Annotated in this window: 27 protein-coding genes; 13 read left to right on the plus strand and 14 right to left on the minus strand. The window is 66.5% G+C overall.

Annotated features, from left to right (window positions below; genetic code table 11):
- Positions 1–44: 44 nt before the first annotated feature.
- Positions 45–593: an ArsR/SmtB family transcription factor gene (locus AC1DEM_RS11420; protein WP_476884472.1), complete on the plus strand. Its 549-nt coding sequence runs from the start codon at positions 45–47 to the stop codon at positions 591–593.
- Positions 594–664: 71 nt separating this feature from the next.
- Here AC1DEM_RS11420 and AC1DEM_RS11425 read toward each other — a convergent pair whose 3' ends face one another.
- Entirely contained in the window at positions 665–2,014 is a 1,350-nt protein-coding gene (locus tag AC1DEM_RS11425; protein WP_476884473.1) for an alpha-hydroxy acid oxidase, read from the minus strand.
- Between the two features lie 403 nt (positions 2,015–2,417).
- On the opposite strand from AC1DEM_RS11425, the gene AC1DEM_RS11430 reads away from it, so the two are divergent.
- From AC1DEM_RS11430 to AC1DEM_RS11440, 3 genes are all read left to right on the plus strand, one after another.
- Entirely contained in the window at positions 2,418–3,566 is a 1,149-nt protein-coding gene (locus tag AC1DEM_RS11430) for a 3-deoxy-7-phosphoheptulonate synthase (RefSeq protein WP_476884474.1), read from the plus strand.
- Between the two features lie 197 nt (positions 3,567–3,763).
- Positions 3,764–3,985 (plus strand): helix-turn-helix domain-containing protein, encoded by a 222-nt coding sequence (locus tag AC1DEM_RS11435; protein WP_090574680.1) that lies wholly within the window; start codon positions 3,764–3,766, stop codon positions 3,983–3,985.
- A gap of 205 nt (positions 3,986–4,190) precedes the next feature.
- Entirely contained in the window at positions 4,191–4,289 is a 99-nt protein-coding gene (locus AC1DEM_RS11440) for a 30S ribosomal protein bS22 (RefSeq protein WP_003792170.1), read from the plus strand.
- Between the two features lie 181 nt (positions 4,290–4,470).
- On the opposite strand, the gene AC1DEM_RS11445 is transcribed toward AC1DEM_RS11440, so the two are convergent.
- A complete protein-coding gene (locus AC1DEM_RS11445) occupies positions 4,471–5,289 on the minus strand; it encodes an HAD family hydrolase (RefSeq protein ID WP_476884475.1) in 819 nt (272 codons plus the stop codon).
- Between the two features lie 130 nt (positions 5,290–5,419).
- On the opposite strand from AC1DEM_RS11445, the gene AC1DEM_RS11450 reads away from it, so the two are divergent.
- Positions 5,420–5,692: a glutaredoxin family protein gene (locus tag AC1DEM_RS11450; RefSeq protein WP_476884476.1), complete on the plus strand. Its 273-nt coding sequence runs from the start codon at positions 5,420–5,422 to the stop codon at positions 5,690–5,692.
- A 74-nt stretch (positions 5,693–5,766) separates the two neighbouring features.
- Positions 5,767–6,462 (plus strand): redox-sensing transcriptional repressor Rex, encoded by a 696-nt coding sequence (locus AC1DEM_RS11455; protein WP_476884477.1) that lies wholly within the window; start codon positions 5,767–5,769, stop codon positions 6,460–6,462.
- Between the two features lie 81 nt (positions 6,463–6,543).
- Here AC1DEM_RS11455 and AC1DEM_RS11460 read toward each other — a convergent pair whose 3' ends face one another.
- The 3 genes from AC1DEM_RS11460 to AC1DEM_RS11470 all read right to left on the minus strand — a co-directional run bounded on the left by AC1DEM_RS11460 (position 6,544) and on the right by AC1DEM_RS11470 (position 9,070).
- Positions 6,544–7,305, minus strand: a complete 762-nt coding sequence (locus AC1DEM_RS11460) for a hypothetical protein (RefSeq protein WP_476884478.1) — start codon at positions 7,303–7,305, stop codon at positions 6,544–6,546.
- Between the two features lie 215 nt (positions 7,306–7,520).
- Positions 7,521–7,934, minus strand: coding sequence for a hypothetical protein (locus tag AC1DEM_RS11465; RefSeq protein ID WP_476884479.1), 414 nt, complete (start codon positions 7,932–7,934; stop codon positions 7,521–7,523).
- 587 nt (positions 7,935–8,521) lie between these two features.
- Complete coding sequence (locus AC1DEM_RS11470) at positions 8,522–9,070, minus strand: YceI family protein (protein ID WP_476884480.1); 549 nt, start codon at positions 9,068–9,070, stop codon at positions 8,522–8,524.
- A gap of 213 nt (positions 9,071–9,283) precedes the next feature.
- Here AC1DEM_RS11470 and AC1DEM_RS11475 point away from each other — a divergent pair, with 213 nt between their 5' ends.
- The 5 genes from AC1DEM_RS11475 to ccsB are packed head-to-tail and all read left to right on the plus strand — an operon-like array spanning position 9,284 to position 14,249.
- Complete coding sequence (locus AC1DEM_RS11475) at positions 9,284–9,949, plus strand: histidine phosphatase family protein (RefSeq protein ID WP_476884481.1); 666 nt, start codon at positions 9,284–9,286, stop codon at positions 9,947–9,949.
- A 2-nt stretch (positions 9,950–9,951) separates the two neighbouring features.
- Positions 9,952–10,572 carry a TlpA family protein disulfide reductase gene (locus tag AC1DEM_RS11480; RefSeq protein ID WP_476884482.1) on the plus strand — a complete coding sequence of 207 codons (621 nt, stop codon included), beginning with the start codon at positions 9,952–9,954 and terminating at the stop codon, positions 10,570–10,572.
- Positions 10,573–10,585: 13 nt separating this feature from the next.
- A complete protein-coding gene (locus AC1DEM_RS11485; RefSeq protein WP_476884483.1) occupies positions 10,586–11,341 on the plus strand; it encodes a cytochrome c biogenesis CcdA family protein in 756 nt (251 codons plus the stop codon).
- Positions 11,341–13,131 (plus strand): cytochrome c biogenesis protein ResB, encoded by a 1,791-nt coding sequence (resB, locus tag AC1DEM_RS11490; RefSeq protein ID WP_476884484.1) that lies wholly within the window; start codon positions 11,341–11,343, stop codon positions 13,129–13,131. Before AC1DEM_RS11485 ends, resB begins: the two co-directional genes overlap by 1 nt.
- Positions 13,131–14,249: a c-type cytochrome biogenesis protein CcsB gene (gene ccsB, locus AC1DEM_RS11495; RefSeq protein WP_476884485.1), complete on the plus strand. Its 1,119-nt coding sequence runs from the start codon at positions 13,131–13,133 to the stop codon at positions 14,247–14,249. The genes resB and ccsB overlap by 1 nt, the downstream gene beginning before the upstream one ends.
- A 63-nt stretch (positions 14,250–14,312) precedes the next feature.
- On the opposite strand, the gene AC1DEM_RS11500 is transcribed toward ccsB, so the two are convergent.
- Complete coding sequence (locus AC1DEM_RS11500; protein WP_476884486.1) at positions 14,313–15,899, minus strand: alkaline phosphatase D family protein; 1,587 nt, start codon at positions 15,897–15,899, stop codon at positions 14,313–14,315.
- Between the two features lie 278 nt (positions 15,900–16,177).
- The gene (locus AC1DEM_RS11505) at positions 16,178–16,606 is read right to left on the minus strand and encodes a PLD nuclease N-terminal domain-containing protein (RefSeq protein ID WP_476884487.1); all 429 of its coding nucleotides are present in this window, start codon (positions 16,604–16,606) and stop codon (positions 16,178–16,180) included.
- Between the two features lie 129 nt (positions 16,607–16,735).
- Between AC1DEM_RS11505 and AC1DEM_RS11510 the strand changes: the two genes are divergently transcribed.
- Positions 16,736–17,059: a DUF4229 domain-containing protein gene (locus tag AC1DEM_RS11510; protein ID WP_476884488.1), complete on the plus strand. Its 324-nt coding sequence runs from the start codon at positions 16,736–16,738 to the stop codon at positions 17,057–17,059.
- A gap of 84 nt (positions 17,060–17,143) precedes the next feature.
- Here the strand turns inward: AC1DEM_RS11510 and AC1DEM_RS11515 are convergent, their stop codons facing one another.
- The 5 genes from AC1DEM_RS11515 to AC1DEM_RS11535 all read right to left on the minus strand — a co-directional run bounded on the left by AC1DEM_RS11515 (position 17,144) and on the right by AC1DEM_RS11535 (position 21,584).
- Positions 17,144–18,025, minus strand: coding sequence for a 1,4-dihydroxy-2-naphthoate polyprenyltransferase (locus AC1DEM_RS11515; protein ID WP_476884489.1), 882 nt, complete (start codon positions 18,023–18,025; stop codon positions 17,144–17,146).
- Between the two features lie 85 nt (positions 18,026–18,110).
- Positions 18,111–19,256 carry an AMP-binding protein gene (locus tag AC1DEM_RS11520; RefSeq protein ID WP_476884562.1) on the minus strand — a complete coding sequence of 382 codons (1,146 nt, stop codon included), beginning with the start codon at positions 19,254–19,256 and terminating at the stop codon, positions 18,111–18,113.
- Between the two features lie 23 nt (positions 19,257–19,279).
- Positions 19,280–20,233, minus strand: coding sequence for a 1,4-dihydroxy-2-naphthoyl-CoA synthase (locus tag AC1DEM_RS11525; protein ID WP_476884490.1), 954 nt, complete (start codon positions 20,231–20,233; stop codon positions 19,280–19,282).
- Positions 20,234–20,254: 21 nt separating this feature from the next.
- On the minus strand, positions 20,255–20,692 hold the full coding sequence (locus tag AC1DEM_RS11530; RefSeq protein ID WP_476884491.1) for a VOC family protein: 438 nt from the start codon (positions 20,690–20,692) through the stop codon (positions 20,255–20,257).
- Positions 20,693–20,822: 130 nt separating this feature from the next.
- Positions 20,823–21,584 (minus strand): lysostaphin resistance A-like protein, encoded by a 762-nt coding sequence (locus tag AC1DEM_RS11535; protein ID WP_476884492.1) that lies wholly within the window; start codon positions 21,582–21,584, stop codon positions 20,823–20,825.
- 156 nt (positions 21,585–21,740) lie between these two features.
- Here AC1DEM_RS11535 and AC1DEM_RS11540 point away from each other — a divergent pair, with 156 nt between their 5' ends.
- Positions 21,741–23,390: an ABC-F family ATP-binding cassette domain-containing protein gene (locus AC1DEM_RS11540; RefSeq protein WP_476884493.1), complete on the plus strand. Its 1,650-nt coding sequence runs from the start codon at positions 21,741–21,743 to the stop codon at positions 23,388–23,390.
- 101 nt (positions 23,391–23,491) lie between these two features.
- Here the strand turns inward: AC1DEM_RS11540 and AC1DEM_RS11545 are convergent, their stop codons facing one another.
- On the minus strand, positions 23,492–25,393 hold the full coding sequence (locus AC1DEM_RS11545) for a hypothetical protein (RefSeq protein ID WP_476884494.1): 1,902 nt from the start codon (positions 25,391–25,393) through the stop codon (positions 23,492–23,494).
- The gene (locus AC1DEM_RS11550; protein ID WP_476884495.1) at positions 25,390–25,647 is read right to left on the minus strand and encodes a hypothetical protein; all 258 of its coding nucleotides are present in this window, start codon (positions 25,645–25,647) and stop codon (positions 25,390–25,392) included. Before AC1DEM_RS11550 ends, AC1DEM_RS11545 begins: the two co-directional genes overlap by 4 nt.
- Between the last annotated feature and the right edge of the window lie 235 nt (positions 25,648–25,882).

Below are 25,882 nucleotides of genomic sequence, written 5' to 3' on the forward strand. Positions count from 1 at the left end.
ATTGGTGGATGCCATCTGGCGTATATGTCGCTAGTGTGGAGGGCATGGTGACAGACGACGTATTTGCCGTCATTGCTGAGGCAACCAGGCGTGACATTCTGGTAGCCCTCCGCAAGGGAGACAAAGCAGTGGGGGAACTGGTCCAGGAGCTTGAAGCAAGCCAGCCCACCATTTCCAAGCATCTCAAAGTCCTCCGGGAAGCGGACCTGGTGAGCATGCGAGCCCAGGGCCAGAAGCGGTACTACACGCTCAACCCCAAACCGCTCGCCGGGATCGCCAACTGGCTGCAGGCTTTCGACGTCGGCCCCGCAGTAGCAGCGGACGAGGCCGCACCCCGCCAGCCCGAATCCACTCCTGCCGCCGTCCCGGACAATCTGGCCGCAGCGGCCGTCCCGCAGCCAGTCGCCGCGGAGCCCGCCGCTGCACTGGTTGCCCGCCCTGCCGGCAGCCCGCTGAGCCCCGCCGTCGTCATCCCCGTGGGAACGGCAGGCGAGGACAAGATGCCCCAGCAGATCGGGCGGACCGTGGGCCGTGCCGCGACCAAGGCCGCCGATCTCCTGGCCAACCTGCCCAAGTTCGGCCGCAAGAAGTAACCCGTCCCGCCGGCGTATGCCTCCCGGCGTACGCGCCCGGCCCGCGCATTCGGCCACCCATTTCGGGCGGGCTACCTGCCGAGGATCCGCACGTGATCCGGGGTGAGGTCCGCGATCTTGCTGACGCCGAGGAGGGCCATGGTGCGTTCCATGTCCTTTTCCAGGATTTGGAGGGCGCGGTCCACGCCGGCGCGTCCGCCCGCCATGAGCCCGTAGAGGTAGGCGCGGCCGATCAGGGTGAAGTCGGCGCCGTGGGCGAGGGCGGCGATGATGTCCGCGCCGCTCATGATGCCGGTGTCCAGGATGATCGCCGCGTCGCTGCGGTCCGCCTTGAGCGCGGCGGAGACCTCGGGGAGCAGGTGGAAGGGGATCGGTGCCCGGTCCAGTTGGCGGCCGCCGTGGTTGGAGAGCACGATCCCGTCCGCGCCGTGGTCCACTACCTTGCGGGCGTCCTCGACGGTCTGGATGCCCTTGACGACGAGCTTGCCTTTCCAGGTCTCGCGCAGCCAGTCGAGGTCGACGTAGGTCAGGGTGGGGTCGAACATGGAGTTGATCAGGTCCGCGACGGTGCCCGTGTACCGGGACAGGGACGCGAAGGTGAGCGGTTCGTGGGTGAGGAAGTTGAACCACCAGGCGGGCCGGTAGGAGGCGTCGAGGACGGTTTTGAGCGTCAGGGCGGGCGGGATGGTCATGCCGTTGCGGACGTCGCGGAGCCTGGCGCCGGCGACGGCGGTGTCCACGGTGACCATGAGGGTGTCGTTGCCGGCCGCGGCGGCGCGTTCGATCAGTTCCAGGGAGCGGTCCCGGTCTGTCCAGAGGTAGAGCTGGAACCAGTTGCGGCCGGTGGGTGCCGCGGCGGCGACGTCCTCCAGGGACGCGGTGCCCATGGTGGAGAGGGTGTAGGGGATGCCGGCGGCCGCGGCGGCCTGGGAGCCGGCGTATTCGCCCTCGGACTGCATCATCCGGGTGAATCCGGTGGGCGCGATTCCCACCGGCAGCCGGGAGGGCCCGCCCAGGATGTCGGTGCGGAGGTCGATGCTGGAGACGTCCCGCAGGACCCCGGGCCGGAACTCGATGTCCAGGAACGCCTGGCGGGCGCGGCGGAGGGAGATTTCGGCCTCTGCGGCGCCGTCGGTGTAGTCGAAGGGCGCTTGGGGCGTGCGGCGCTTGGCCATGTCCCGCAGGTCCCAGATGGTGCTCGCACGGCGCAGCCTGGCCTCCCGGCTGAACTCCGGCTTCTTGAACTGCATCAGCGGAGCAAGATCGGCGTATTTGGGCACCCGCCGCTTCAATGCGGCAGGGAGTCCGCGGCCGGCCGCCGCCTCTGTGCCTTGCCCGGACGCGGACGCACCAGTGTCCGTGGCGGTGGCCCCGGGAGTGGTGGGAGCCTCGGGGTTGCCGGGCGGAACGGTGTGCGTCATGGCTGCCTCCATAGTGGTCGGAGCGAGTGGTCGAATGCTCGTGCTGGGGTTCCTCACACTCTAGGTGGTGTCCGTGTGCGTCGACGTGACCCTCCGCGTCAGTGTTGGCGCCAAACACAGACGAGAACTGCACTCTCGAGGGCCGGCCTGCGTCCCGGGGCGGTGGGCCCGGCGGATTGTTACGCCCGGCGTTTGCCCCGGCCGCGGCCCCGGAGCTAAGCTCGACGCTATGACTAACCGTTGGTATGCGTATTTTTCGTTGGCTCTGGAGGGGCCCGCGTCTAACTGACACGCAACCAACTTTCCTTCAGAGCCAACAGGGCAGAGATTATTCTCTGCCCTTCGCCATTTCTCCGGCGGGTTCTGATCAGGGCCCGCTCCGCATCCGGAACAGGACCCGAACATGAGCATCGAAGCAGCCCCCGGCACCCAGCACTCCACCTCGAACCTGCGCGTCAGCGAGTTCACCCCGCTCCCCACCCCGCAGGACCTCATGGCGGAACTGCCGTTGGACGCCCGCCTGGCCGAGGTGGTGGGACGGGGCCGGGACGAGGTCCGGGCGATCATGGACGGTGTGGACGACCGGCTGCTCGTCATTGTGGGTCCCTGCTCCATCCACGATCCCAAGGCCGGGCTGGAATACGCCCGTCGGCTGGTAAGCCAGGCGGAGAAGCACCGCGAAGACCTGCTGATCGTCATGCGCACGTACTTCGAAAAGCCGCGCACCACGGTGGGCTGGAAGGGCCTGATCAACGACCCCCGCCTGGACGGCAGCCACGACATCGCCGCGGGCCTGCGCGCGGCCCGGGCGTTCCTGCGCCAGATCACCGCCCTCGGCCTGCCCACCGCCACCGAGTTCCTTGAGCCCATCAGCCCCCAGTACGTCGCGGACCTGGTCGCCTGGGGCGCGATCGGTGCCCGCACCACGGAGAGCCAGATCCACCGCCAGTTGGCTTCCGGGCTGTCCATGCCGATCGGCTTCAAGAACGGCACAGACGGCGACCTCCAAGTGGCGCTGGATGCGTGCAGCGCCGCCGCTGCCGCGCAGGCCTTCCTCGGGATCGACGACGACGGCAGGGCCGCCCTTGTGGCCACCGCCGGCAACCCGGACACCCACGTCATCCTCCGCGGCGGACGCAAGGGACCCAACTACTCCGCCGCCGACGTTGCAGCGGCCTCCGCCAAGCTCGCCGCGAAGCAGTTGAACCCCCGCCTCATCGTCGACGCCAGCCACGCCAACAGCGGTAAGAACCACCACCGTCAGGCCGAGGTCGCCCTTGAAATTGGTGCCCAGCTGGAAAGTGCCGGCGCCGCGGCCGGGGCCATCGCCGGCGTCATGCTGGAGAGCTTCCTGGTGGGTGGGGCGCAGGCCCTTGAGGTCAACGCCGCCGTTAACGCCGACGTCACGGCCGGAGGCAAAGATGGAGCTGCCGGCCGGGACCAGCTGGTCTACGGCCAGAGCGTCACGGACGCCTGCATGGACTGGGATGTTACGGCGTCGGTACTTGGCCAACTGGCCGCCTCGGCCCGCACCCGCCGGACGCGTGCCTGAGGGTTGAGCAGGAGGCGCGGGCTGTGCGAGATTTCGGAGATTCCTGCGGAAATCGTGTGGGGATTCCTGAGGAAGCCTTTCACATTGGCACCATGAGCAACTAGTGTTGCTAACACATGGTTGTTAGATGGCTCAGCATCGGCACACCGCCATGTCACCAGGTGGGGCTGCCGTTCGCTTGAGCAAAGGAATAGGAAATGTCTACGGAGGCCAACTTCTCCAAGGCCCGTTTTTTGACTGTGGCTGAAGTCGCGGAACTTATGCGGGTATCAAAGATGACTGTGTACCGTCTTGTGCATTCGGGGGAGATGCCGGCCGTGCGGTTCGGCCGCTCTTACCGCGTACCGGAAAACGCCGTCGAACAGTACCTCAAGGGTGCCGTCGTCGACCGGAGCGACGGGCACGCCGGAACTGGCTGAACAGCCAGCGGCAACAATCACCGCGTGAATTGGCCGCTTTGGGCCCCGCATGGGGCCCGCGGTCGTGGGGTGCCTCGCAGAGGCGGTACCCTGTTAAGGAACGTTTTACGTCATTGTAAGAACCTGTCCGTTGTTTCAGTCTGCTGCTTAGCCCGCGGACCCTTCCCAACAGGCAGGTACTGCATCTAGCCGGTAAGGAACTTTCGTGGGTTCAGTTATTAAGAAGCGTCGCAAGCGTATGGCCAAGAAGAAGCACCGCAAGCTGCTTCGCAAGACGCGCCACCAGCGTCGCAATAAGAAGTAGCAATACTTCGATGTGCATGAAATGCCCGTTGCCTTCCAGGCGGCGGGCATTTTTCTTGCTCCGTCCCGGTGGGAAGATTTCAATCCGGCTGCGGCGTGGGACGCAGGCGGCACGGATCCGCGGCGCCCTCGTCTGAAACCGCGGCGCGCGGTCCGAAACCGCAGCGGAACGCTGCGGGGGCCTAGCGGCTGGGTCCGCGGAAGCGGGAGAACCCCCGCCACAGGCCGTAAATGGCCCCGCCGACCGTCGCGGCCTTGAATCCCAGGGTGGCTGCGCGCCGGCCGGCACGGAAGTCGTACACCGGCCAGTTGTGCTCGCGGGCGTAACGGCGCAGCTTGGAATCGGGATTGATGGCAACGGGATGCCCCACCATGCTCAGCAGCGGGATGTCGTTGTGGGAATCGCTGTAGGCCCAGCAGCGGCTGAGGTCCAGCCCCTGGTCCTCGGCAATTTTCTGGACCGCGACCGCCTTGGCCGGGCCGTGCAGGATTTCGCCCACGAGCCGCCCCGTGTACGAGCCGTCCAGGATCTCGCCCACCGTGCCCAGCGCCCCGGTCAGGCCCAGCCGGGCGGCAATGACCGTGGCCACCTCGATCGGCGTCGCCGTGACGAGCCATACTTTGCGCCCGACCCGGAGGTGCTGCTCCGCCAGGGCCTTGGTGCCCGGCCAGATCCGCGACTCAATCATCTCGTCGTAGACCTCTTCGCCCAGGGCCTCGATGTCCTTCGCCGTGATGCCGGCAGCCAGCGTCAGGGCGGAATCGCGGACGGCGTGGACATCGTCCATGTTTTCGCCGCGCAGCACGAACATGAACTGCTTCCACGCGAACCCGGCAGCCTGCGGCAGGGTGAACGCGCCGCGCTGGTGAAGCTTGCGGGCGACATGGAAGAGGCTTGCGCCCTTCATGAGGGTGTTGTCGACGTCGAAAAATGCGGCCTCGCCGTGCTGCGTCGATGCAGCAGGCTCGTTGGCCACAATGACGTATTTCTCCTCGGGCATGCCACGAGTCTAGTCAATGACCGGCCCCGGACCGCCCGCAGGGCGCGCGACGCGACGGCAGGAGGGCCCGGCCCCAGGCCGACTGCGCCGTGCATCGACGCCGAAGCGGGCGCCGGGCTACGGTGGATGCATGGCCAAACCCGCGTCGATCCCCGATGTAGTACTGATCACCAAAGCTGACTGTCACCTGTGCGCTGAGGCGCGCGCCGCCGTCGCCCGCGTCACCGCTGCGCTCGGAATCGATTGGTCGGAGAAATCGGTGGACGACGACGCCGGGCTGCGGGAGCGCTTCGCCGAGGAGATCCCGGTGGTGCTGGTCAACGGGGTCCAGCGGGATTTCTGGAAGATCGACGAGGGCCGCCTGACCCGGACCCTGCAACGGATCATCGGTGAGCCGTCCTGACGGCGGGGTGCTTTGTTGCGTGAAGCGCGGGGGCTCTAGAGTGGGAAGCACAACGCGACGCAATGGAGCAGATAGTGACTTCGCTGGATTCATCTCCCGGGGCTGTCCCCGGGGGAGCCGGGACTGCCGCCAAACAGATTCCCCCCGCGGCCGTGGCCCGGCTGACCATCTATCTGCGCGCCCTGACCACACTGCTGGCTGAAGGGGTGGACCGGGTCTCGTCCGAGTCGCTGGCGGAGGCTTCCGGGGTCAGCTCTTCGACGCTGCGCAAGGACCTCTCCTATGTCGGCTCCTACGGAACCCGGGGTGTCGGTTACGAGGTCCAGTACCTTAACCGCAACATCGCTGCTGCGCTCGGGCTGACGCATGACTGGAAAGTCGCGATCGTCGGTGCGGGCAACCTGGGCAAGGCCTTGGCCCGGTACGGCGGATTCGAGTCGCGGGGCTTTGACATTGTGGCAATTTTCGACGCCGACCAAATGGTGGTGGGCAGCGAGGTCGGCTGGCTGCGGGTCAGCGACGCCGCTGACCTCGAGCCCGTACTGCAACGGACGGGTGCCAACATGGTGGTCCTCGCCCTGCCCGCCGCGGTGGCCCAGGACATCTGCGACCGGGTGATTGCCGCCGGCGTGCGGAGCATCCTCAGCTTCGCGCCCGTGATGCTTCAGGTTCCCCCGGGGGTCAACCTCCGCAAGGTCGACATGGCAACGGAACTGCAGATTCTGGCCTATCACGCACAGCGGGCGCAGGTCCCGGAGGACGCCGACTAGGATCGGCCTGCCCTCCGGTTCCCGCACCCGCCGAACCGTTCTCTCTGCTGGCGGTTCTTGGCTGGGTGGTTCTTGGACCGGTTACTTCCCGAAGGGGGCTCCGGGCTGTCCGTAGGGATTGGCCAAGGACTGCCGCTTCTGGAAGTACGGCGAGGCTGCGGGCAGGTAGAGCAGCACGATGGCCGCGATGCCCACCAGCGCCGCCAGCGTGGCGAGGCTGAGCGGGATGATGTTGAAGATCGACAAGGCGGCGAACACGGTGCCCAGAATGCGAGCCCAGTTCTTGCCCTTGCGGACATTGAATGCGACGAGGGCGTAGAGCCCGGCGCTGATCAGGGCGAATACCACGATGGTGCCGATCAGGACACCCTTGATGGATTCGAAATCGACCTTCGCGCCGCTCGTTGCCATCTGCTGCTCGAACATGTCCCGGACGGCGGGGGTGTCCAGGGTTCCCAAAGACATCAGCATCGAGATGACCCACAGGGCTCCGGCTGCGACGATCAGCCAGAAGGATGTATTGACCAACTGGGGAGCAGTGCCCGGAGCCTGCGGTTGTTGGGACGGGTACTGGGCATAGGGGGACTGGCCGTACTGCGGGGCGTTCTGGCCGTAGGCCGGCGGCGCCTGCTGGCCGTACTGCGGTGCGTTCTGGCCGTAGGCGGGCGGCGTCTGCGGCGCGATCTGGCCGTACTGCGGCGCCGGCGGTGTCTGCTGGCCGTACTGCGGCGCGTTCTGGCCGTACTGCGGCTCCTGCGGGGAGTTCTGCCCGTAGGCCGGAGTGGATTCCCCGCCCGGCTCGGAGCCGTTGGGCGGTGGGGGCTGGACTGGCGGGTTGCTCATAAGCGGTCCTTTGCGTGTCGATCACTGAATCGGCCAACGGGACCAGAGATCCTGCCCTGCCCCCAGCATGGTTTAGCTCAACCGTACCGCGGCCCGGCCGCCCTGTGGATCATTCCGGAGAGGTATTCTCAAGCCTCATTCCTGGGCCGCTACGGCCGCGCCCGGGACGCTCCGGCGCTGCCACGATCCGGCGGGTTCCGCATGCGGCGGCAGGCCTAGATCCGGCCCCGGTTGGCGACAAACCAGGCCTGGGCGTTCGGTAGCCACATGAGCACGGTCGCCACCAGGCTGATGATGAAGCCCAGCAGGCCTCCGCCTCCCCGGCCGTCGGCGACCCCGGCGCTGATGAATGTCAGCACCAAGGAGATGCCGACAAGAATGGTGAGGGCGAAGCGGGCCCACTCCCGGCCTTCCTTCATCTTCATGGCCAAGACGATCTGAGCGGTTGCCAGGGCAAGCGCCACGATGACAAGCAGCAGCACCAGGAGTCCGATTGGCGGCGCGAAGGCGATCAGGACGAAAGACCCAAACAGCCCGATGACTCCACCGAGGAGTCCCAACAGCCCGCCGATAAGCCAGATCCAGTACGAGACCTTCAGCTCGGTGGGCATCGCAGCGACCTTGAACATGCCGGAGAGACCGCCTATAGGCAGCGCATCGCCGAAATTCCTGGGACGGTCAGTGGGCAGCTCGAAGCGGAATCCGCCGCTAGACGCAGACCGACCCTGATGTCCCACAGGCTGGCCCTGATAGCCGGGCGGTGGTGCCTGATACCCCGGTGGGGGAGCCTGATAGCCGGGCGGTGGTGCCTGGTACCCCGGTGGGGGAGCCTGATAGCCGTGCTCGCCCTGACGCCCCGGCGGCGTTGGCTGGTAGCCGGGAGCGGACGGCGGATTGACTGGGGGCTGCTGTGGACCGCCCGGCGGGACGTTGCCCGACGCCGGAGGCTGGGCGCCCGGCTGCTGTGGGGGTACATCACTCGGGTTGCTCATGGCTCTCACTGTAGACCGCCGTACCCCTGTTATCTAGGGACTTGCGTGCCTGTCGCGGAGCCCATACCGGTGCCCGCCCCCGGCAACAGAAACGGCCCAACAGCGGCGCAAACAACAGCGCCCTGCTTCATCGCGAAGATGAAGCAGGGCGCTGGAACCGGCGGGCCGGCGTCGGCCGCCCGGACCGGACGAAAAGAACGGTCCTGGGCTGCACCGAATACTAGTTACGCTGCGGGAGCGATGAAAGCCAGTTCCAGGTTGATGGCAACCTTGTCGCTGACCAGCACGCCGCCGGCTTCGAGGACCGCGTTCCAGGTCAGGCCGAAGTCCTTGCGGCTGATGGTGGTTTCGGCGCTGAGGCCGGCGCGGGTGTTGCCGAAGGGATCGACGGCCACGCCGTTGAATTCGGTCTCGAGGGTCACGGGGCGGGTGATGCCCTTGATGGTGAGGTCGCCCTGGAGTTCGTAGGCGTCGCCCTTGGGGACGATGGCGTTGGAGACGAAGGAGATCTCGGGGAACGTCTCGACGTCGAAGAAGTCTTCGCCGCGGACGTGGCCGTCGCGGTTGGCGTCGCCGGAGTCGAAGCTTGCGGTCTTGATCGAGGCGTTAACCTTGGAGTCGGTGAGGCTCTCGGCGAGGTCCAGGGTTGCCGCGGCGTCGGTGAACTGACCGCGGACCTTGCTGATGCCGGCGTGGCGGACGGTGAAGCCGATCTCGCTGTGCGACGGGTCGAGGGTCCAGGTGCCGGTGGTGACGTTTGTGGGAAGTGCCATGGTGAATCTCCTTGAGTCGGGTTGGTACTGCGGGTGTTCGTCTGATCGTTAGTTGAAGAATCATTGGTTGAAATCTCAACTAACTGCTTCACCCAGTATAAACATGCATTTGCATCTTTTATTCCAACTCCAGGGAACATTTTTCCAAACTCGTCAGTTCTACCTTCCGTAGAAGATTTCAGATCGACCGGCATCTTTGAGAAACTGGTAGACATGCCCCAAGCCACTGTTCATTTGCTCCGCCACGGCGAGGTCCACAATCCCGATGGCGTCCTGTACGGCAGGCTGCCGGAATTCCACCTCTCCGACCTCGGCCGGGAGATGGCCCGCACGCTGGCCGAACACTTCCGGGAGCGATCCGAACAAGGGGCCCGGATCGTCCACCTCGCCGCGTCCCCGCTGAGCCGCGCCCAGGAGACGGCACAGCCGATTGCCGATGCCCTGGGCCTCGAGGTTGCCACCGAAGCCCGCATCATCGAAGCCGAGAACTACTTTGAGGGTCTCCACGTCTCCAAGGCGGAGCTGCTCCGGCCCAAGCACTGGGCCCGGCTGTACAACCCGTTCCGGCCCTCCTGGGGTGAGCCGTACAAGGAGCAGGCCGCGCGGGTCATCGCGGCGGTCCAGGACGCGCGCGTCCGTGCCGTCGAACTGGGCGGCAACGGGGCCGAAGCAATCCTTGTCAGCCACCAGCTGCCCATTTGGGCCACGCGGCTCAGCGCCGAAGGCAGGCCGCTGTGGCACGATCCGCGCAAGCGCGAATGCACGTTGACGTCCCTCACCTCCCTGGTGTTCGACGACGCCGGCGCTCTGGTGCGCGTCGACTACAGCGAGCCCGCTGCCGCCCTCCTGCCCGGTGCTGCCAGCACCCCGGGAGCCTGACCGTGGCTGCCAACCGCTACGAAGGGACTCCGCTGTCCCGCCGCAGCGTCCTGACCATCGGCGGCGCCGCGCTGGCTGCCGTCTTCGGGCTCTCCGGCTGCGCCCAGGACGACGCCCTCGCCAAGCAGGCCAAGGCCGGGGATAACAAGAATTACGTGGCCGGTGACGGGGCCGTGACCGAGTTCGCCGTCGCTGACCGTAAGAGTCCCGTGGCGCTGAAGGGGACGCTGTTCGACGGCACGGCCGTCACGTCGGCGGACTTCCCCGGCAAGGTCACGGTGCTGAACTTCTGGTTCGCCGCCTGCGCCCCGTGCCGAGTCGAGGCGCCCTCCCTCGAGGCGCTGCACCAGGAATTCAAGACCAAGGGCGTGCAGTTCTTCGGCGTCAACCTGCGCGACGAGAAGGCCACGGCCGACGCGTTCGACAAGACCTTCAACCTGACGTACCCGAGCTTCAATGACAAGGACGGCGCGGTGCTGCTGGCCGTCTCCGGACTCGTGCCGCCCGGTGCCGTGCCCACCACCCTCGTGCTGGACAAGCAAGGCCGCGTCGCCTCCCGGGTCCTGGGCGAAATCCAGCAGGGCACCCTGAAATCCCTCATCGCCTCCGCCGTGGCCGAGTAGCGCGGGCCCAGCCGTGAACAGCCCCTTCGCCGAAGCCATCCTGAATGGATCGCTCCTGCTTGCCATTCCCGTCGCGCTGCTGGCCGGACTCGTCTCGTTCCTCTCGCCGTGCGTCCTTCCGCTAGTGCCCGGATACCTGGGTTACGTGACGGGACTGACCGGCGTCGACCTGCAGAAGCAAAGGCGCGGCCGCATGCTGGCCGGCATCGGGCTGTTCGTCCTCGGATTCTCCGTGATTTTCGTGTTGCTCGGCGGGGCGTTCGGGCAGCTGGGCAGCCTCATCACCGGCTCGCAGAACAAGTGGATCACCCAGCTGCTGGGCGTCCTGGTGATCATCATGGGTGTCGTGTTCATGGGCGGCTTCGGCTGGCTCCAGCGCGATGCCAAGATCCATGCCAAACCACCGGCCGGGCTGTGGGGCGCGCCCTTGCTGGGCATCACCTTCGGGCTCGGCTGGGCGCCGTGCATCGGCCCCACCTATTCCGCCGTCCAGCTGCTCAGCCTCTCCGGCGGCTCCTCGGCGGCCAAGGGCGCGTTCCTGGCTTTCGTGTACAGCCTGGGGCTGGGGATCCCGTTCCTGCTGATCGCCCTGGCCGTGCGCCGCGGCATCGGCCTGATGTCCTTCTTCCGCAAGCACCGGCTCGCCATCCAGCGCACCGGAGGCGGCATCCTGATCCTGCTCGGCATTCTGATGGCCAGCGGGGTGTGGGGCACCTGGGTCTCCGGGTTGCAGTACTGGTTCCAAACCGATGTGAAATTGCCAATCTGATGAGCGAGCGCGTGAACGAAAAGAAGAAGAAGTCCCCGAAGCCCGAGGCCGTCCTGCCCTCGTTGGGTCCCTGGGGCATGCTCCGGTGGGCGTGGACGCAGCTGACCAGCATGCGCACGGCCCTGTTTCTGCTCCTGCTGCTTGCCGTCGCCGCCGTGCCCGGCTCGCTGTTCCCGCAGCGCCCGGCCAACCCGGCGATTGTCACCCAGTACATCAAGGACCACCCGGACTACGGGAAGATCCTGGACTCGCTGCAGCTCTATGACGTGTACTCGTCGGCATGGTTTTCCGCGATCTACATCCTGCTGTTCGTGTCGCTGATCGGTTGCGTGATCCCGCGCGCCATCGCGCACTACAAGGCGATGCGCTCCCAGCCCCCGCGCACGCCAGCCCGGCTGTCCAGGCTCCCCGAATACGGCACCCTCGTGATTCCGGCCGACGATGGGGTCCCGGCGTCGGCCGCCATTTCCGACGCCGCGGAACTGCTGAAGAAACGCGGATACCGCGTGGACGTCCGGGACCGCGACGGCGCCCGCCCCTCCCTGGGAGCCGAACGCGGCTTCCTGCGGGAAGTCGGCAACCTCGTCTTCCACACCGCGTTGATCGGCGTGCTGGTTTCGGTGGCGGCCGGCGGCCTCTTCGGCTACAGCGGGCAGCGGATCCTGGTGGAGGGTGACACGTTCGTCAACACCCTCGTCGGCTACGACCAGTTCACGCCCGGCACCAATTTCCAAAGCAGCCAACTCCAGCCGTATTCGGTGCAGCTGGATAAATTCGACATCAAGTTCGACCGTGAGTCGAAGGGCAAGTTCGGTCAGCCCATCGACTTCACGGCCGCGGTGACCACGAAGGAAAACCCGGACGCACCCGCCAAGAAGGAAGTACTCAAGGTCAACGACCCCCTGAGCCTCGGCGGCACCAGCGTGTACCTCACCGGCAACGGCTACGCTCCTGTGGTCACCGTCCGCGACGGCGCCGGAAACATCGCCATGCAGGGTCCCGTGGTGGCTAAGCTCCAGGGCGAGAACTACTACTCCTCCGTGGTCATCAAGGTCCCGGACGCCAAACCGGAACAGCTCGCCTTCGCCGGGTTCTTCCTGCCGACGGCGTTCGTCTCCGACAAGGGCGTGTCCTTCAGCGGTGACCCGGAGCTGATCAACCCTCAGCTGACGCTGAACTCCTACTTCGGCGACCTCGGCCTGAACGCTGGCTCCCCGCAGAACGTCTTCGAGCTCGACGTCAAGAAGCTGACGCCGCTCAACGCCCGCAACCTGGCCACGAAGGGCATTGTCCTGGCGCCCGGGAGCAGCTACACGCTGCCGAACGGCAAGGGTTCCATCAGCTTCGACGGCGTCAAGCGCTACATCGGCGTGGACATCCACCACAACCCCGGCCAGCTGTACGCCCTGATCTTCGCGCTCCTGGCCGTGGCGGGGCTGGTGACCTCGCTCTACGTGAACCGGCGCCGCGTCTGGGTCCGCGCCGGCACCCACGCGGACGGCCGCACCATGGTGGAGTACGGTCTCCTGGCCCGCGGTGAAGACCACCGCCTCGCCGGGGAGGCGGCGGCCATACGCAAAATCCTCTCCGACGAGTGGCTATTGGGCGTGGACGCCACGACCGGTTCCCAGCCTGCTCCCAGCGCAACGGCGGATAATGACCGGGCGGATAAGGCCGGCACGGCAACAGGCAGCACGGCAGACGGCGGCACACACGCCACCCCAGAACAACCCGCAGAAGACTTCATCCAGTCAACAGCCGGCTCCTCCGAGTCGAAGAAGGATCAGTAATGTTGTTCTCGATCAACGAAACCATGGGCCAGTACAGCGAGCTCTTCATGCTGCTGGCCGCCGGCACGTACACCGTGGCGTTCATCGCCTTCGCCTGGGACCTGGCCAAGAGCAGCAAGATGCTGCGCGCGGTGGACCTCAAGGCCGCCGAACTGGCCGCCCAGGCGACCCCTGCTGAGGCCGCGCGCATACCCGTCGGCGTCGGGGCGGGGAGCGCCGGAGGCGACGTTGACCGCTCCGATGCGGACGTCAGCGGCCCTGCAGGCCGTGCCGAGCGTCCGACGTCGGCCGTCTCCGGCCGCGGCACCGCGGCCGGTGCGGGCCAGACCGCCGACGGCAGCATGCGCTACGCCGGTGAGCGGCGTGCCCCTGCCCGGGTGGCCGTCGCGCTGACGGTCCTCGGCGCTGCAATTCACGCGGCCGGGGTGATCACCCGCGCGCTGGGTGCCGGCCGGGTGCCGTGGGGCAACATGTACGAATTCCTCACCACCGGCGCGTTCGTGGCCGTGGCCGTCTTCTTGCTGGTGCTGATCCGCCGCGACCTGCGCTTCCTGGGCACGTTTGTGATCGGCCTGGCCATCATCATGCTGGTTGCGGCCTCCATCGCCTTCTGGACGCCCGTGGGCCACCTCGTGCCGGCGCTGCAGAGCTACTGGCTGATCATCCACGTTTCCATCGCAGTGATGTCCTCGGCCCTGTTCACCCTGACGTTCGCCATGTCCGCGCTGCAGCTCGTGCAGTCGCACCGGCAGAAGACCATCGCCGCCGGCGGTGCCGACAAGCTCGGGTTCATGCGCCTGGTCCCGAACGCCCTGAGCCTGGAGAACCTGTCCTACCGCATCAACGCCATCGCGTTCGTCGGCTGGACGTTTACGCTGATGTTCGGCGCCATCTGGGCCGAGAAGGCATGGGGCCGGTTCTGGGGCTGGGACACGAAAGAAGTCTGGACGTTCGTGATCTGGGTGGTCTACGCCGGATACCTGCACGCCCGCGCCACCCGCGGCTGGACCGGAACCCGTGCCGCCTGGCTGTCGATCGTCGGCTACCTGTGCGTGGTCTTCAACTTCACGATCGTGAACCAGTTCTTCAACGGCCTGCACTCCTACTCGGGGCTTTAAAGCTGCAGCCCCGCCGGCCGGGGACAGGGGACCGGCGGGGACCGTGCGTCTGGCCGGGTACAGCTAGGCCTGGGGCTCGAGGCCCGGGACTGTGTCGTTGATCTGGAACGAGGCCTTGGTGCTGACTGGGGAACCCGGCACGCTGACGAAGTCCAGTACGCGGAAATCCGCCTGTAGGGAGTCCTTGGTGATTCGCGTAGTCACGTAGCCGCGCTGATTGTTAAAAAACTTCAAATGCGGGTTCCACGCCATGACTGGATCGAACGTGGCACCTGAACCGTTGCCCCCGGAGGTAATGGACGTGCTGACCAGTTCTGAGCCCACCACCGGCGAGTCTGGGTCCTTGAAATCGATTTTCAGTTCGTTGGCCCAGTGCCGGTGCACGTCCCCTGTGAGTACGACGGCGTTGCGCACGTTGGCATCCACCCACCCCTGGGTAATGCGCCGCCGAGATGCCGCGTAGCCGTCCCAACTGTCCATGGAGACGTCGTCGATGCTGGCGGCCGCATTGCGGTCCCGTTCCGCGAAAAAAACCTGCTGGCCCAGGATGTCCCAGCGCTGGGTGGAGTTCTTGAAGCCTTCCAGGAGCCATTTCTCCTGCAGGGTGCCGGTGATTGTGCGGTTCTTGTCCAGCCGCCCGGCAACATTCTTGCCCCGGCCGCCGCCGGAGATCTGAGCGTCCCGGTACTGCCGGGTGTCCATCATATGGAAATTGGCCAACTGGCCCCACTGGATCGTGCGATATATTTTCATGTCCGTTCCGGCCGGCACTGAGGACGCGCGCAACGGCATGTTCTCGTAGTAGGCCTTGAAGGCCGCGGCGCGGCGCTCAAGGAATCGCGCAGCGGTATCGTTCATCTCCCTCGGATCCCTGTCCTCCGGAACGTCATCCGCATAGTTGTTGTCGACTTCGTGGTCGTCCCATACCACCAGCCACGGTGCGATCGCATGCGCAGCCTGCAGATCGGCGTCGGACTTGTACTGTGCATGGCGTTGACGGTAGCCCTCAAGCGTTACGGTCTCCAGCACGTCGAGGTGGCGGGCCTCTTCGCGGACATCGGTGCCGCTGCGGCGTTCGTAGATGTAGTCGCCAAGGTGCAGCACCAGGTCAGGGTGGTCTTGGGCAAGGCGGGCATACGCCGTGAAGTAGCCTTGCTCATACTTCGCGCAGCTGGCGAAGGCCATCGCGAGCGCCGCCGGAGTTTCATGGCGTGCGGGGCTCGTAAGCGTCCGGGCAGTGCGACTAACATAACGTCCGCAGCGGAACCGGTAAAAGTACTCGCGGCCCGGCTGAAGCCCCCGTAATTCCACATGTACGGAATGGGCGCTCTCTACATGGGCGTATTCAAGGCCCCGGGCCACCACTTTGCCCATCGCGGCGTCCTCGCCTACCTCCCAGGCGACCGGGATGCTCCGGGACGGCATTCCGCCGAGGCCATCCTCGGCGAGCGGGTCAAGCGCCAAGCGGGTCCAGAGCACGAAGCCGTCCGGCCACGGTTCGCCTGAGGCGACGCCGAGCATGAACGGGTCGCCCCGGAGCCCGGTATCCTCCGCGATTGAGATGCTGGGCGCAGCGGGCCCGGGCAACGAAATGAGAATGCCGGCACCCAAGCCGGCGGATAGTAGGGTCCTGCGCGAAATGTTATCCATGGTTCAAAGGCATTCCATTGTTTAAACACATTTCATTGTTCAAACACATTTCATTGTTCAAACGCATTTTCACTGTTCAAACGCATTCCACCACTTCCGAGGCCAAGGTGCTTTGGCCGATGATCTACCCATTCTAGGCGCCGGATTCGCGCTTGGCGCGGGGCCTTTCGTCACTGTTCACCACGGTGGCAACAGGAATAGTGCAACGGTCAACCCACCCACTGGACCTCGCCCTGCCTAACTTCGCGCTACTGAACTCCGCGCTGTTGAACCTCGCGCTACTTAACCTCGTCGGTTCCTGGCGTTCCGGCGTCGCCGGGTTCGTGGGCATCGCCGGCACCTTCGGTGCCGCTGGCTTCCGCGCCGCCGGCGTCGGGCTTGCGTTCCTTGGCCTCGAGTTCTTCCTTGAGCTTCTTGAGCCTGTCGGCCTCGGCCTGGTTGCGGCGGCGGATTTCAAGGTTGCGGAGGAAGTCGGGATCGTCGTCGGGCGCTACCGGGTGGCTGTAGGCGACCGGAGCGGTGTCCGTGGCGCGGGGGCGGCCAAGGAGAAACCACAGGGTGGCGCCGACTACGGGGAGGAGGACCTGCACGAAGATCCAGGCGGTCTTGGAGATGCCCCTGGTCAGCCGCTTATCAGTGCGGATGAGGTCCACCAGTCCATAGACAAAGACGGCCAGTATGACGATCGGAACCACTACACGGAGCATATCTTCAGTCTAGCCGTCGGGCGCCTCCACGGCGCCTGCCACTGTGCCCGGGTGCAGGCCGCCGGCCGCAGCGGCGAGGGGCGGGGGAGACCGAAGCAGCGCCGCCGTTCTGGCGGCTAAACTTGAGGGGTGGCTTTCCTCAAATACACCCTGATTCGGCTGGCGCTGTTTGCGCCCTTGTTTGCCCTCTTCCTCTACCTGCAGCTGGGCGTGCTCCTGGCTGCCCTGTGCGCCGGGATGATGTCCTTCGCTATCAGCTTCCTGTTCTTCCAGAGGCAGCGCGACGCGGCCACCGCGACGCTCCACCACCGGTTCTCGGGCAAGGCGAAGCCGTTGCGCAGCGCCGGCGAGGTTGCTGACGCCGACGCCGAAGACCGCCTCGTGGACGCGAACCCCGACATTGCAGTCCGCACGGAGCACCGCCGCAAGGATTCCCAGCAGCCAGGGGCCTGAGCCCGGCCGCGGGTTCAACCAGTCCTGGTTCAACCAGTCCTGGTTCAAGCAGTCCGTGCACAGCTGCGGCTCAGGGCCGCGGCCTTAGAACCCGTGGCTGAGGATGAGCCCGAGTGAAAACAGCCCGGCGAAGCCCAGGTTGATCAGTCCGGTCTGTTTCAGGACGGGGATGAGGCTCTTGCGCCGCCGCCCGGCGATCATCAGCCAGGACGGCATGAGGCTGGCGGGGATCAGCAGCAGCACGATCAGCATCCACGGCCGCGCGGGGGCCAGGACGATGACCAGCAGGATCGCGACGGCAAGCATCAGCACGTAGCTTTCGCGTGCGTGCTTGTCTCCGAGCCGGACGGCCAGGGTTTTCTTTCCCGCCTTTCTGTCGGTCGGGATGTCGCGGACGTTGTTGGCCATCAGCAGCGCGCACGCGATCAGCCCGGTGCCGATCGCCCCGATGATGGCGGCGAGGCTGAGCTGCCCCGCCTGCGTGTACGTGGTGCCCAGCGTTGCGACGAGTCCGAAGAACACGAACACGAAGACGTCGCCCAGGCCGAGGTAGCCGTACGGGTTCTTGCCGCCTGTGTAGCCCCAGGCGGCCAGCACACAGCCGACGCCGACCAGGATGAGCCACCAGGCCTGCGTGATGATCACGAGGATCAGGCCGAACAGCATCGCCAGCCCGAACGCCGCGAACGCGGCCCGTTTGACGTGCTCCGGGCTGGCCGCGCCCGAGCCCACGAGCCGGAGGGGACCCACCCGATCTTCATCCGTGCCGCGGATGCCGTCCGAGTAGTCGTTGGCGTAGTTCACGCCGATCTGAAGGAGCAGGGCCACCAAGGCGGCCAGCACGGCGTTCAGCAGGATGAACGAATCCATCTCGTAGGCGGCTGCGCTGCCGATCAGCACCGGTGCGATCGCGGCCGGCAGGGTGCGCAGTCGGGCGCCTTGGATCCATTGTGCGGCTGTGGCCACGGTCAGTACCTCGTTGGTTGGTTGAATACTCGCTGTTGGTTGAATACTCGTTGGTTGGTTGGAGAGCTGGCCGGAAGCGGCTTGTCTATTTTCCCTGATGGAGCGCATCCAGCAGGACCGTCATGCCCAGGCGGTCCGGTTTGCCGTTGGGCAGCATGAGCAGTTCCGCCGCGGGCAGGACCGTTTTCGGGGCCAGGGCGCCCAGCATCGGTCCCCAGGTTTCGTTCTGGCGGGCGGCGAACGCCGCCAGGCCTTCCGCGGAACTGTCGCCCACGGCGACGTACGCAGCCAGGGCGTGGCCCCACTCGGCAGAGGGCACGCCGGCGACAAAAGCCGCCCGCACGCCGTCGAGCTTTTCCAGCTCAGCCTGGACATGGGCGGCGGAAACCTTGACGCCGCCGGTGATGACGACGTCGTCGGCCCGGCCGAGCACGGTGAGCCGCCCGTCGGCGTCCAGTTCACCGAGGTCGTTGGTGCGGTACCAGCGGACGCCGTCCTCTTCGCTGAACGTCGCGGCCGAGAGTTCGGGGGCCTGAAGGTACCCGGCAGCGATGGTTGCCCCGCCCAGGAGGATGCGGCCGTCGTCCTCCACCCGGACCAGGACGTCCTCGACCGGGAAGCCGTCGTACACGCACCCGCCGCAGGTCTCGGACGAGCCGTAGGTGGTCACCACGCGGACTCCGGCGTCCCGGGCCGCGGCGAGCAGCTCCGCCGGCGCGGGACCGCCGCCGAGCAGGATGGCGTTGAAGCGCCGCAGCACCGCCAATGTCTCGGCCGTGGGCGTATCCAGCAGCCTCCGAAGCTGGGTGGGCACCAGGGAGGTGAAACGGATCTTGTCCGTGAGCTCCAGCGCCGCTGCGGTGAAGGCCTCCGGCGTAAAGCCGCCGGACAGGTCCATGACCCACGGGCGGGTCCCCGCAAAGAGCGAGCGGACCAGCACCTGCACCCCGGCCACGTACTGGACGGGCAGGGCCAGCAGCCATTGGCCCTCGCCCTTGAGCGCAAAGGCGGTCGCCACGGACGAGGCCGCCAGGGCCTCGACGGTCAGGACGGTTGCCTTCGGCGTGCCAGTGGACCCGGAGGTCCGCACCACGACGGCCGCGTCCTCGATGCCGGCCGTGTCAGGGAAGCCCAGCGCCGGTGAGCCGTCCGGCCCGGCGGAGAGCTCGACGGCGGGACCCTCGCCGTGGAGGGCGGCAGCCAGCGCCTTGAGCGCGGGCTCGATGTTCATGCTTCCGGAAGTCACAGTGCGCCTTAGAAGTAGTACGGGAACGCGGACCAGTCGGGATCGCGCTTCTCGAGGAAGGCCTCCTTGCCCTCCACGGCCTCGTCGGTCATGTACGCGAGGCGGGTCGCCTCCCCGGCGAAGACCTGCTGGCCGGCCAGGCCGTCGTCGGCCAGGTTGAACGCGAACTTGAGCATGCGGATGGCCTGCGGGGACTGCCGGGCGATGTCCGCGGCGTACTCCAGGGCGACTTCCTCAAGGCGGGCGTGGTCCACGGCCTCGTTCACGGCGCCCATCCTGACCATGTCCTCGGCGGAATATTCGCGGGCCAGGAAGAAGATTTCCCGGGCGGACTTCTGGCCGATCTGGCGGGCCAGCAGGGCCGAGCCGTAGCCGGCGTCGAAACTACCCACGGTGGCGTCGGTCTGCTTGAACTTTCCGTGCTCGCGGGAGGCGATGGTGAGGTCCGAGACGACGTGGAGGGAGTGCCCGCCGCCGGCCGCCCAGCCGTTGACGACGGCGATGACCACCTTGGGCATGGTGCGCATGAGCCGCTGGACTTCCAGAATGTGCAGCCGGCCGGCGCGGGCGGGGTCGATGGTTTCCGTCGATTCCCCGTTGGCGTACCGGTAGCCGTCGCGGCCGCGGATCCGCTGGTCCCCGCCGGAGCAGAACGAGTGGCCGCCGTCCTTGGGGGAGGGGCCGTTTCCGGTGAGCAGGACCGTGGCCACGTCCGGGGTCATCCGGGCGTGGTCCATGGCGCGGTAGAGCTCGTCCACGGTGCCGGGCCTGAAGGCGTTGCGGACCTCGGGGCGGTCGAAGGCGATGCGGACGGTTGGCAGGTCCCGGACCACGGAGCCGTCCGCGCCACGCTCCACCTGCCGGTGGTAAGTCATGTCCTGGAAGTCGTCGAAACCGGACACGGTGCGCCACCGGGTGGGGTCAAAGACGTCGGATACCTTGGCGGGGATTTCGTTGCTCACAGTCCGAGTCTAGTAATCGCGTCAGCTGATGCAGAACTCGTTGCCTTCCGGGTCCGCCATGGTGTGCCAGGAATGCGGTCCCTGGTTGGCCGTCCAGAGGAACGTGGCGCCACGCGCAACAAGGGCCCGCACTGAGTCCTTATCCGCGCCCGCGAGCCTCACGTCCCAATGGACCCGGTTCTTGACGGTCTTTTCCTCCGGGGCGATCTGGAACAGAATGCGCCGGGCGGGCGATTTGGCGTCAATTTCGTCGGGCGGGCGGATCGCGGCGCCCTCGCGCCACACGAGCCTGCCGCGGTGTGTGGTGGTGTCTGCCTCCGTGGCGAAGCCCTGCTCGATCATGGAGTGGATAAAGATCTCATCCTGGGGCTCCACGGCCCATTCCAGTGTTTCAGCCCACCAGTCGGCGAGCTCGTGCGGGTTCTTGCAGTCCACGGCGATCTGGATGTTCAGTGTCATGGAAAGAACCTACGACGTCGGCGCCCGCGCCGGAAGGGCCCGGCCCCCGACAATCCCAAAGCATCGCGGGGTCACTTGGCGTCCATGCGGGGCACCGGAATGGGCGCCAAGTGACCCCGCGATGGTTCGGCTAGCCCTGGACCTGCTGCAGCTGTTCGAGGACCTCCGGCGGAATCGCGTAGATGAAGATGACCGCGAGGAGGTTCTTGGAGGCGTGGACGAAGTAGGAGAACATCACGTTCTTCCCGGTCCAGACGTAGACGAACACCAGGACGGCACCCATGGCCAGGTAGGGCATCAGCACCTGCAGGGTCATTTGCTCCTGGCCCACGATATGCAGGGCCCCGAAGAGGACCACGGACAGGGCGCAGCAGACCCAGAGGTTGACCCGGCGGCTCAGTTTGCCGATCAGCAGGTGGCGGAAAATGTATTCCTCGACGAACGGGCCCACGATCACCAGCAGCGGCACCATGAGCCACACCGGGACCTGCTGCATGAGCGCCTGGAGACCGGCCTGATTGGCGGAGGTCTGTACCGGCCCGCTGACGGCCACGAGAACCGCGGTAACGATGAGCATCACCACGACGGCCAGCGGCACCATGAGCGCCGTGAACCAGGGCCTGGTGGCCAGGACGCGGAGGTCGCGGGCGGCGACGCGCCGAGCGGCGGCCAGGGCAAGGGCGCCGATGGTGGCGTAAAAGACCAGGTTCACCGCGTAGGACGCCACCGCAGGATTGGGCGAGATCTGCAGCAGCAGTGGCGCCAACAACGCGCCCGCCACGGCGAAGAATGCGGCCACGGCAACATAGAGTCCAACAGTGATGAAATCGAGCCGGGAGAACCGGTAAAGCTCCGGCTGCGGCGCGGGTGGTGTGCGGAGAGCTGTGCCCATGTCCCCAGCCTAGCGCCGCGGCAGACTATCGCGGTCCAGTACCCTGAGCCCGGCCGACGGCGGGAGGCGCCCCCGTGCCTCCCTAACAGTCGACGGTGCGATACTGAGGACGCAAGCCGCCGCCGGGCAGGCTGGGCATCTACCTGCGAGGACTCCTTGAGCGAACATCTCCGCCTTTCGGGCGTATCCCATGGCTATGGGGACCGCCAGCTCTTCGTCGGCGTCGACATTGCCATCACAGCAGGCGAGCATGTGGCGATCGTCGGCGAAAACGGCGCAGGCAAATCCACGCTGCTCCGGATCCTGGCGGGGCTGGAGGCTCCGGACGAGGGCACCGCCGTCAGCCACGGCCGCGTGGGCTACCTGGCCCAGACCCACGGCCTGCCGGAACAGTTCACCGTCAGCAACGCGATTGACGCCGCGCTGGAATCGCTCCGGGCACTGGAGGCCGAGCTGGACCGTCTGGAGCGCGGGCTTGCCGACGCGGAAGCGGACGAACTGGAGCGTTACGGAAACCTGCAGACGCAGTACCAGCTCAGGGAAGGCTACGCCGCGGAGTCCCGGGTGGAGGCGGCGCTGGACCGGCTGGGCCTGGGCGGGCTGGACCGGATGCGGACACTGGGCTCGCTCTCCGGCGGGGAACAGGAACGCGTGGCACTGGCCTGCGTGCTCGCGGATCCCGCGGACATCCTGCTCCTGGACGAACCCACCAACCACCTTGACGCCAGCGGCACGGCCTGGCTGGAGGCGCGGCTGGCCGCGCACCGCGGAACCGTGGTGGTGGTCTCCCATGACCGCGTGCTGCTACGCAAAGTGGCCTCTACCGTGATTGAGGTGGATGCCGAACGCCGGGCGGTCAACCGGTATGGCAACGGGTACGAAGGCTACTTGCGGGAGAAGTCTGCAGAACGCCAGCGCTGGGCGCAGCAGTACCGCGGGTGGCTTGACGCGATGGCTGCCGAGCAGCTCCAGGCGGACACGGTGGCGGGGAAGATGGGCTACGCCCGCCAACGCGACGGCGACAAAATGGGGTTCGACTTCAAGGCCGGCACGTGGCAAAAGGCGGCCACCAGCAAGGTCCGCAACGCCCAGGAGCGTCTGCGCCGCCTGGAGGAAAATCCCATCGACCGCCCCCCGGTTCCCCTGGAGCTGGCGACGGATCTGCGGGCGGACGTTGCGGCCGGCCCCGCTCTTGAAGCGAAAGGGGTGGCCGTGCCCGGCCGCCTGGAAGCCACGGACTTCCGCGTGGAGGCGGGGCAGAAAATCCTCATCACAGGCCCCAACGGTGCCGGCAAGTCCACGTTGCTCTCCGTCCTGGCCGGCACGCTGGTGCCGGCCAAGGGCACCGTGGCGAGGCACGGCCGGATCGGCTACCTCCAGCAGGAACTGGAACTCCCACAGCGCCCGGCATTGCGGCTCTTGCCCGCTTTTGCCTCGGGCTTGGGCGGCAACATCGATGAGCACGCCGAGGCGCTGCTGCGTCTGGGGCTGTTCCGGACCAGCGAATTCCACGTGCCGGTGGGCGGACTGTCCGCTGGGCAACAACGCAGGCTGGCGCTGGCCCGGCTCCTGCTGGGCGGCTACGGGACGATGCTGGTGGATGAACCCACCAACCATCTGGCGCCCGTGTTGGTGGAACAGCTTGAAGCGGCCCTTTCCGGCTTCGAAGGGACATTGGTCATGGTCAGCCACGACCGCGCGCTGGGGGAGTGGTTCAGCACGTGCGCGAAGCGAAGCGAAACCGGGCACGGGGCCGGCTCTGGAAACTGGCTCCGCTACGCCATGCGTGACGGCGCTCTGGTGTAGCAGAACGACCCACCGGGGTTTGCGCCCGGAAATGGCTAACGCCCGGGCCGAGGGCGCCGGGCGTTAGCTTTCTGTGGTGCTGGATCTAACGGAACAGCGATCTACCGGAACAGGGCCCCGTAGGTTCCCATGATGATCCGGTCGCCCGGGGTGGATTTGCGGATGTAGTCCACCACTGCCCAGTCATCGAGCGAGATGCAACCGGCTGTCGGAATCTTGTTCATGTGCAGGAAAATGGCGAAGCCAGCGTCCTGGACGATGTTAGGCCGGTTGTAGTTGATGACCACGCCCTGGCGGTAGTAGCCCCCGCTGGCGAACCACCACATGTTCTCGTCCCAGCCCACCCAGGAGGAAGACTCGTGGTACTTGTTGTATGTGGGCGTCCAGGGGTTGCCGCCCCACCGCGAACGGGGATTCAGGGTGCGGTAGGAAAGCTTCGTTCCCGGGTTGCCCAGGCCGAAGGCCTCCGTCACGGAAAACGAGCCGGTGGGCGAGTACAGGTTCCGGGTGGGACCGGACGGCACTCCCGGCGGCTTGAACCCTGATTTACCGACGTAGCCGTCAGTCCGCCAGTCCTGCACGTAGGCTCCGGCGACCTTCACGCAGTACATGTTGGTCGCGTGGGACTGTCCGTAGCCTGAGGTCCAGGTAAGCAGGACGCGGTTCGCTCCGTACGTGGAGTACTTGGCCTGGCCGTTGTTGAGCTTATGGCATTCAGACATCGCATACACTCGGGACCCGGCGGACGTGGTCCACGTGATATCCCCGCGCTGGTAGGACTGCGAACAGGCACCGGCAACACAGCGCTCGCTCGCGATGGGATACCCCAGCGAGCCGCCAAGGCCACCCGCCGAGACGAACCTGCTGTCGATTCCCCTGCCGGAAATCCATGCACCCGTGGTGGGTGACCAGTAAATACTTCCGCCTTGGAAGCGTTGCACGCAGCCACCGGCGGGTTGTCCGCAGGTCTCACTCGTGATCGGGTATCCCAGCGTGCTTCGCGTCGTTCCGGCAGCGGAATATCGGCTGCCGATAGCGCCGCGGGCCACGTGCGCGCCCGTGGTGGGCGAGTAGAAGATGCTGCCGCCTTGGAAGTGCTGCACGCAGCCCCCTGAAGTCCCGCAGGTTTCCTCAGTGAGCGGGTAGCCCAGCGAACTGTTCTGCGCCCCGCCGGCCGTCCAGCGGCCCAGGATGCCACCCCAGACGACATGGCCGCCGGTTCCCGGCGCCCAGTAGATGTTGCCTTTATCGAACCGCTGAGAGCACCCGGATCCCTTCAGACCGCAGGCCTCGGCGGCTACCGGGAGGCCCAGGACGGTCTCGCCGCCGGCCGCGGCCCAGCGGCTCCCGATGCCGCTTAGGGCCGAGAACTCCAGCATCCGCGTGCCTGTCCATGCCAGGATGCGGCCACTGGAGAACTTCTGGATAGTTCCCCCAGACACCGCATTCTCATCCGTGACGGGATAGCCGAAAATCGCCAGGCCGCCCTTTGCGTGCCAGCGGGGGCCGGTGTGTCCCTCGGTCAGCAGGATCGGGTGCGCCCCTGTTGCCTTGGTCCAGAAAATGGATCCGCCGTCGAACGCCTGGCTGCAAACGCCCAGTGAACAGACCTCGACGGCGGTCGGCGCGCCGAGAGCCCCGGCGGCACCCTTCAGTGCCGTCCACTTGGTCTCGATGCCTCCTCGGACAACGACGGACGGAGGCGTCGGCTCTGTCGTCGGGGTCTGCGTCGGTTCGACAAGGGGTAGTGTCTGCTCCGCGGTGGCTTTCGCCGTCGCCGTCGGAGTGGGAGTTGCGGTTGTTTTTGGAACCGGGCTGGTGGGCGCGGATCCGGTCGGCGCCGGCGTTGCGGTCTGCGTGGCCGGCGTTGCGGTCTGCGTGGCCGCCGGGCTGGTTGCCGGCGGTGCCGCCGGCGCATCCTCAGCGAAGGCCGGCCCGACGGCCAAGGGCCCGGCAGTTAGTCCGAGGACCACGGCCGTGATGAGAAGTAACTTCTTTGTCATGGGGCGTCCTCTACGGAGACGACTGGCGTGCAGGTCGCGCCGCCGTCCTTGGTCTTGGCGAAGTTCGGCGCGGCAATGTCGGCCGACCGGCCGGCTGGGACAACTTGGGTGATGAGGGCGTGCCCTGCCACCGTGGGGCCGGCTGTGACCGCGATGGCCACGGTGAACACCCTGTTCTTATCCGAGTTGTTGACTAGGGTGCCCTTGAAGGACCAGGACCCGTCGGCTGTTGCGGTGCAGACGTGCTGCCGCAATGCGTCGGGCGCGTTCAGCGAAGTGGAAACATCGCCCGGCTCGGAGGCATCCGGCGCCGGCGATCCTGATGTCTGTGATGTTGATATTGCTGGTGCTGGCGTTGCTGCGGTGCTGGTTCCCGCCGGACCGGAACCGCCGCTCGAACAACCCGCCAGTACGAGAAGCAAAACTGCAGGCAGTAGCGCTCTCTGTTTCATGGTCCCCCCTGACTCACGGCGTTCCTGCCGTGGCCTG

This window comes from Arthrobacter sp. 05T420, assembly GCF_056396305.1.

Coding starts and splice junctions, on each gene's coding strand:
- AC1DEM_RS11500 (WP_476884486.1), bottom strand. CDS start 15,899: ATGGATAACATTTCGCGCAGGACCCTACTATCCGCCGGCTTGGGTGCC.
- AC1DEM_RS11470 (WP_476884480.1), bottom strand. CDS start 9,070: ATGGCACTTCCCACAAACGTCACCACCGGCACCTGGACCCTCGACCCG.
- AC1DEM_RS11425 (WP_476884473.1), bottom strand. CDS start 2,014: ATGACGCACACCGTTCCGCCCGGCAACCCCGAGGCTCCCACCACTCCC.
- AC1DEM_RS11475 (WP_476884481.1), top strand. CDS start 9,284: ATGCCCCAAGCCACTGTTCATTTGCTCCGCCACGGCGAGGTCCACAAT.
- AC1DEM_RS11535 (WP_476884492.1), bottom strand. CDS start 21,584: ATGGGCACAGCTCTCCGCACACCACCCGCGCCGCAGCCGGAGCTTTAC.
- AC1DEM_RS11505 (WP_476884487.1), bottom strand. CDS start 16,606: ATGCTCCGTGTAGTGGTTCCGATCGTCATACTGGCCGTCTTTGTCTAT.
- AC1DEM_RS11465 (WP_476884479.1), bottom strand. CDS start 7,934: ATGTTCAAGGTCGCTGCGATGCCCACCGAGCTGAAGGTCTCGTACTGG.
- AC1DEM_RS11435 (WP_090574680.1), top strand. CDS start 3,764: ATGTCTACGGAGGCCAACTTCTCCAAGGCCCGTTTTTTGACTGTGGCT.
- AC1DEM_RS11420 (WP_476884472.1), top strand. CDS start 45: ATGGTGACAGACGACGTATTTGCCGTCATTGCTGAGGCAACCAGGCGT.
- resB (WP_476884484.1), top strand. CDS start 11,341: ATGAGCGAGCGCGTGAACGAAAAGAAGAAGAAGTCCCCGAAGCCCGAG.
- AC1DEM_RS11430 (WP_476884474.1), top strand. CDS start 2,418: ATGAGCATCGAAGCAGCCCCCGGCACCCAGCACTCCACCTCGAACCTG.
- AC1DEM_RS11530 (WP_476884491.1), bottom strand. CDS start 20,692: ATGACACTGAACATCCAGATCGCCGTGGACTGCAAGAACCCGCACGAG.
- AC1DEM_RS11450 (WP_476884476.1), top strand. CDS start 5,420: ATGGCCAAACCCGCGTCGATCCCCGATGTAGTACTGATCACCAAAGCT.
- AC1DEM_RS11445 (WP_476884475.1), bottom strand. CDS start 5,289: ATGCCCGAGGAGAAATACGTCATTGTGGCCAACGAGCCTGCTGCATCG.
- AC1DEM_RS11460 (WP_476884478.1), bottom strand. CDS start 7,305: ATGAGCAACCCGCCAGTCCAGCCCCCACCGCCCAACGGCTCCGAGCCG.
- AC1DEM_RS11545 (WP_476884494.1), bottom strand. CDS start 25,393: ATGACAAAGAAGTTACTTCTCATCACGGCCGTGGTCCTCGGACTAACT.
- AC1DEM_RS11520 (WP_476884562.1), bottom strand. CDS start 19,256: ATGAACATCGAGCCCGCGCTCAAGGCGCTGGCTGCCGCCCTCCACGGC.
- ccsB (WP_476884485.1), top strand. CDS start 13,131: ATGTTGTTCTCGATCAACGAAACCATGGGCCAGTACAGCGAGCTCTTC.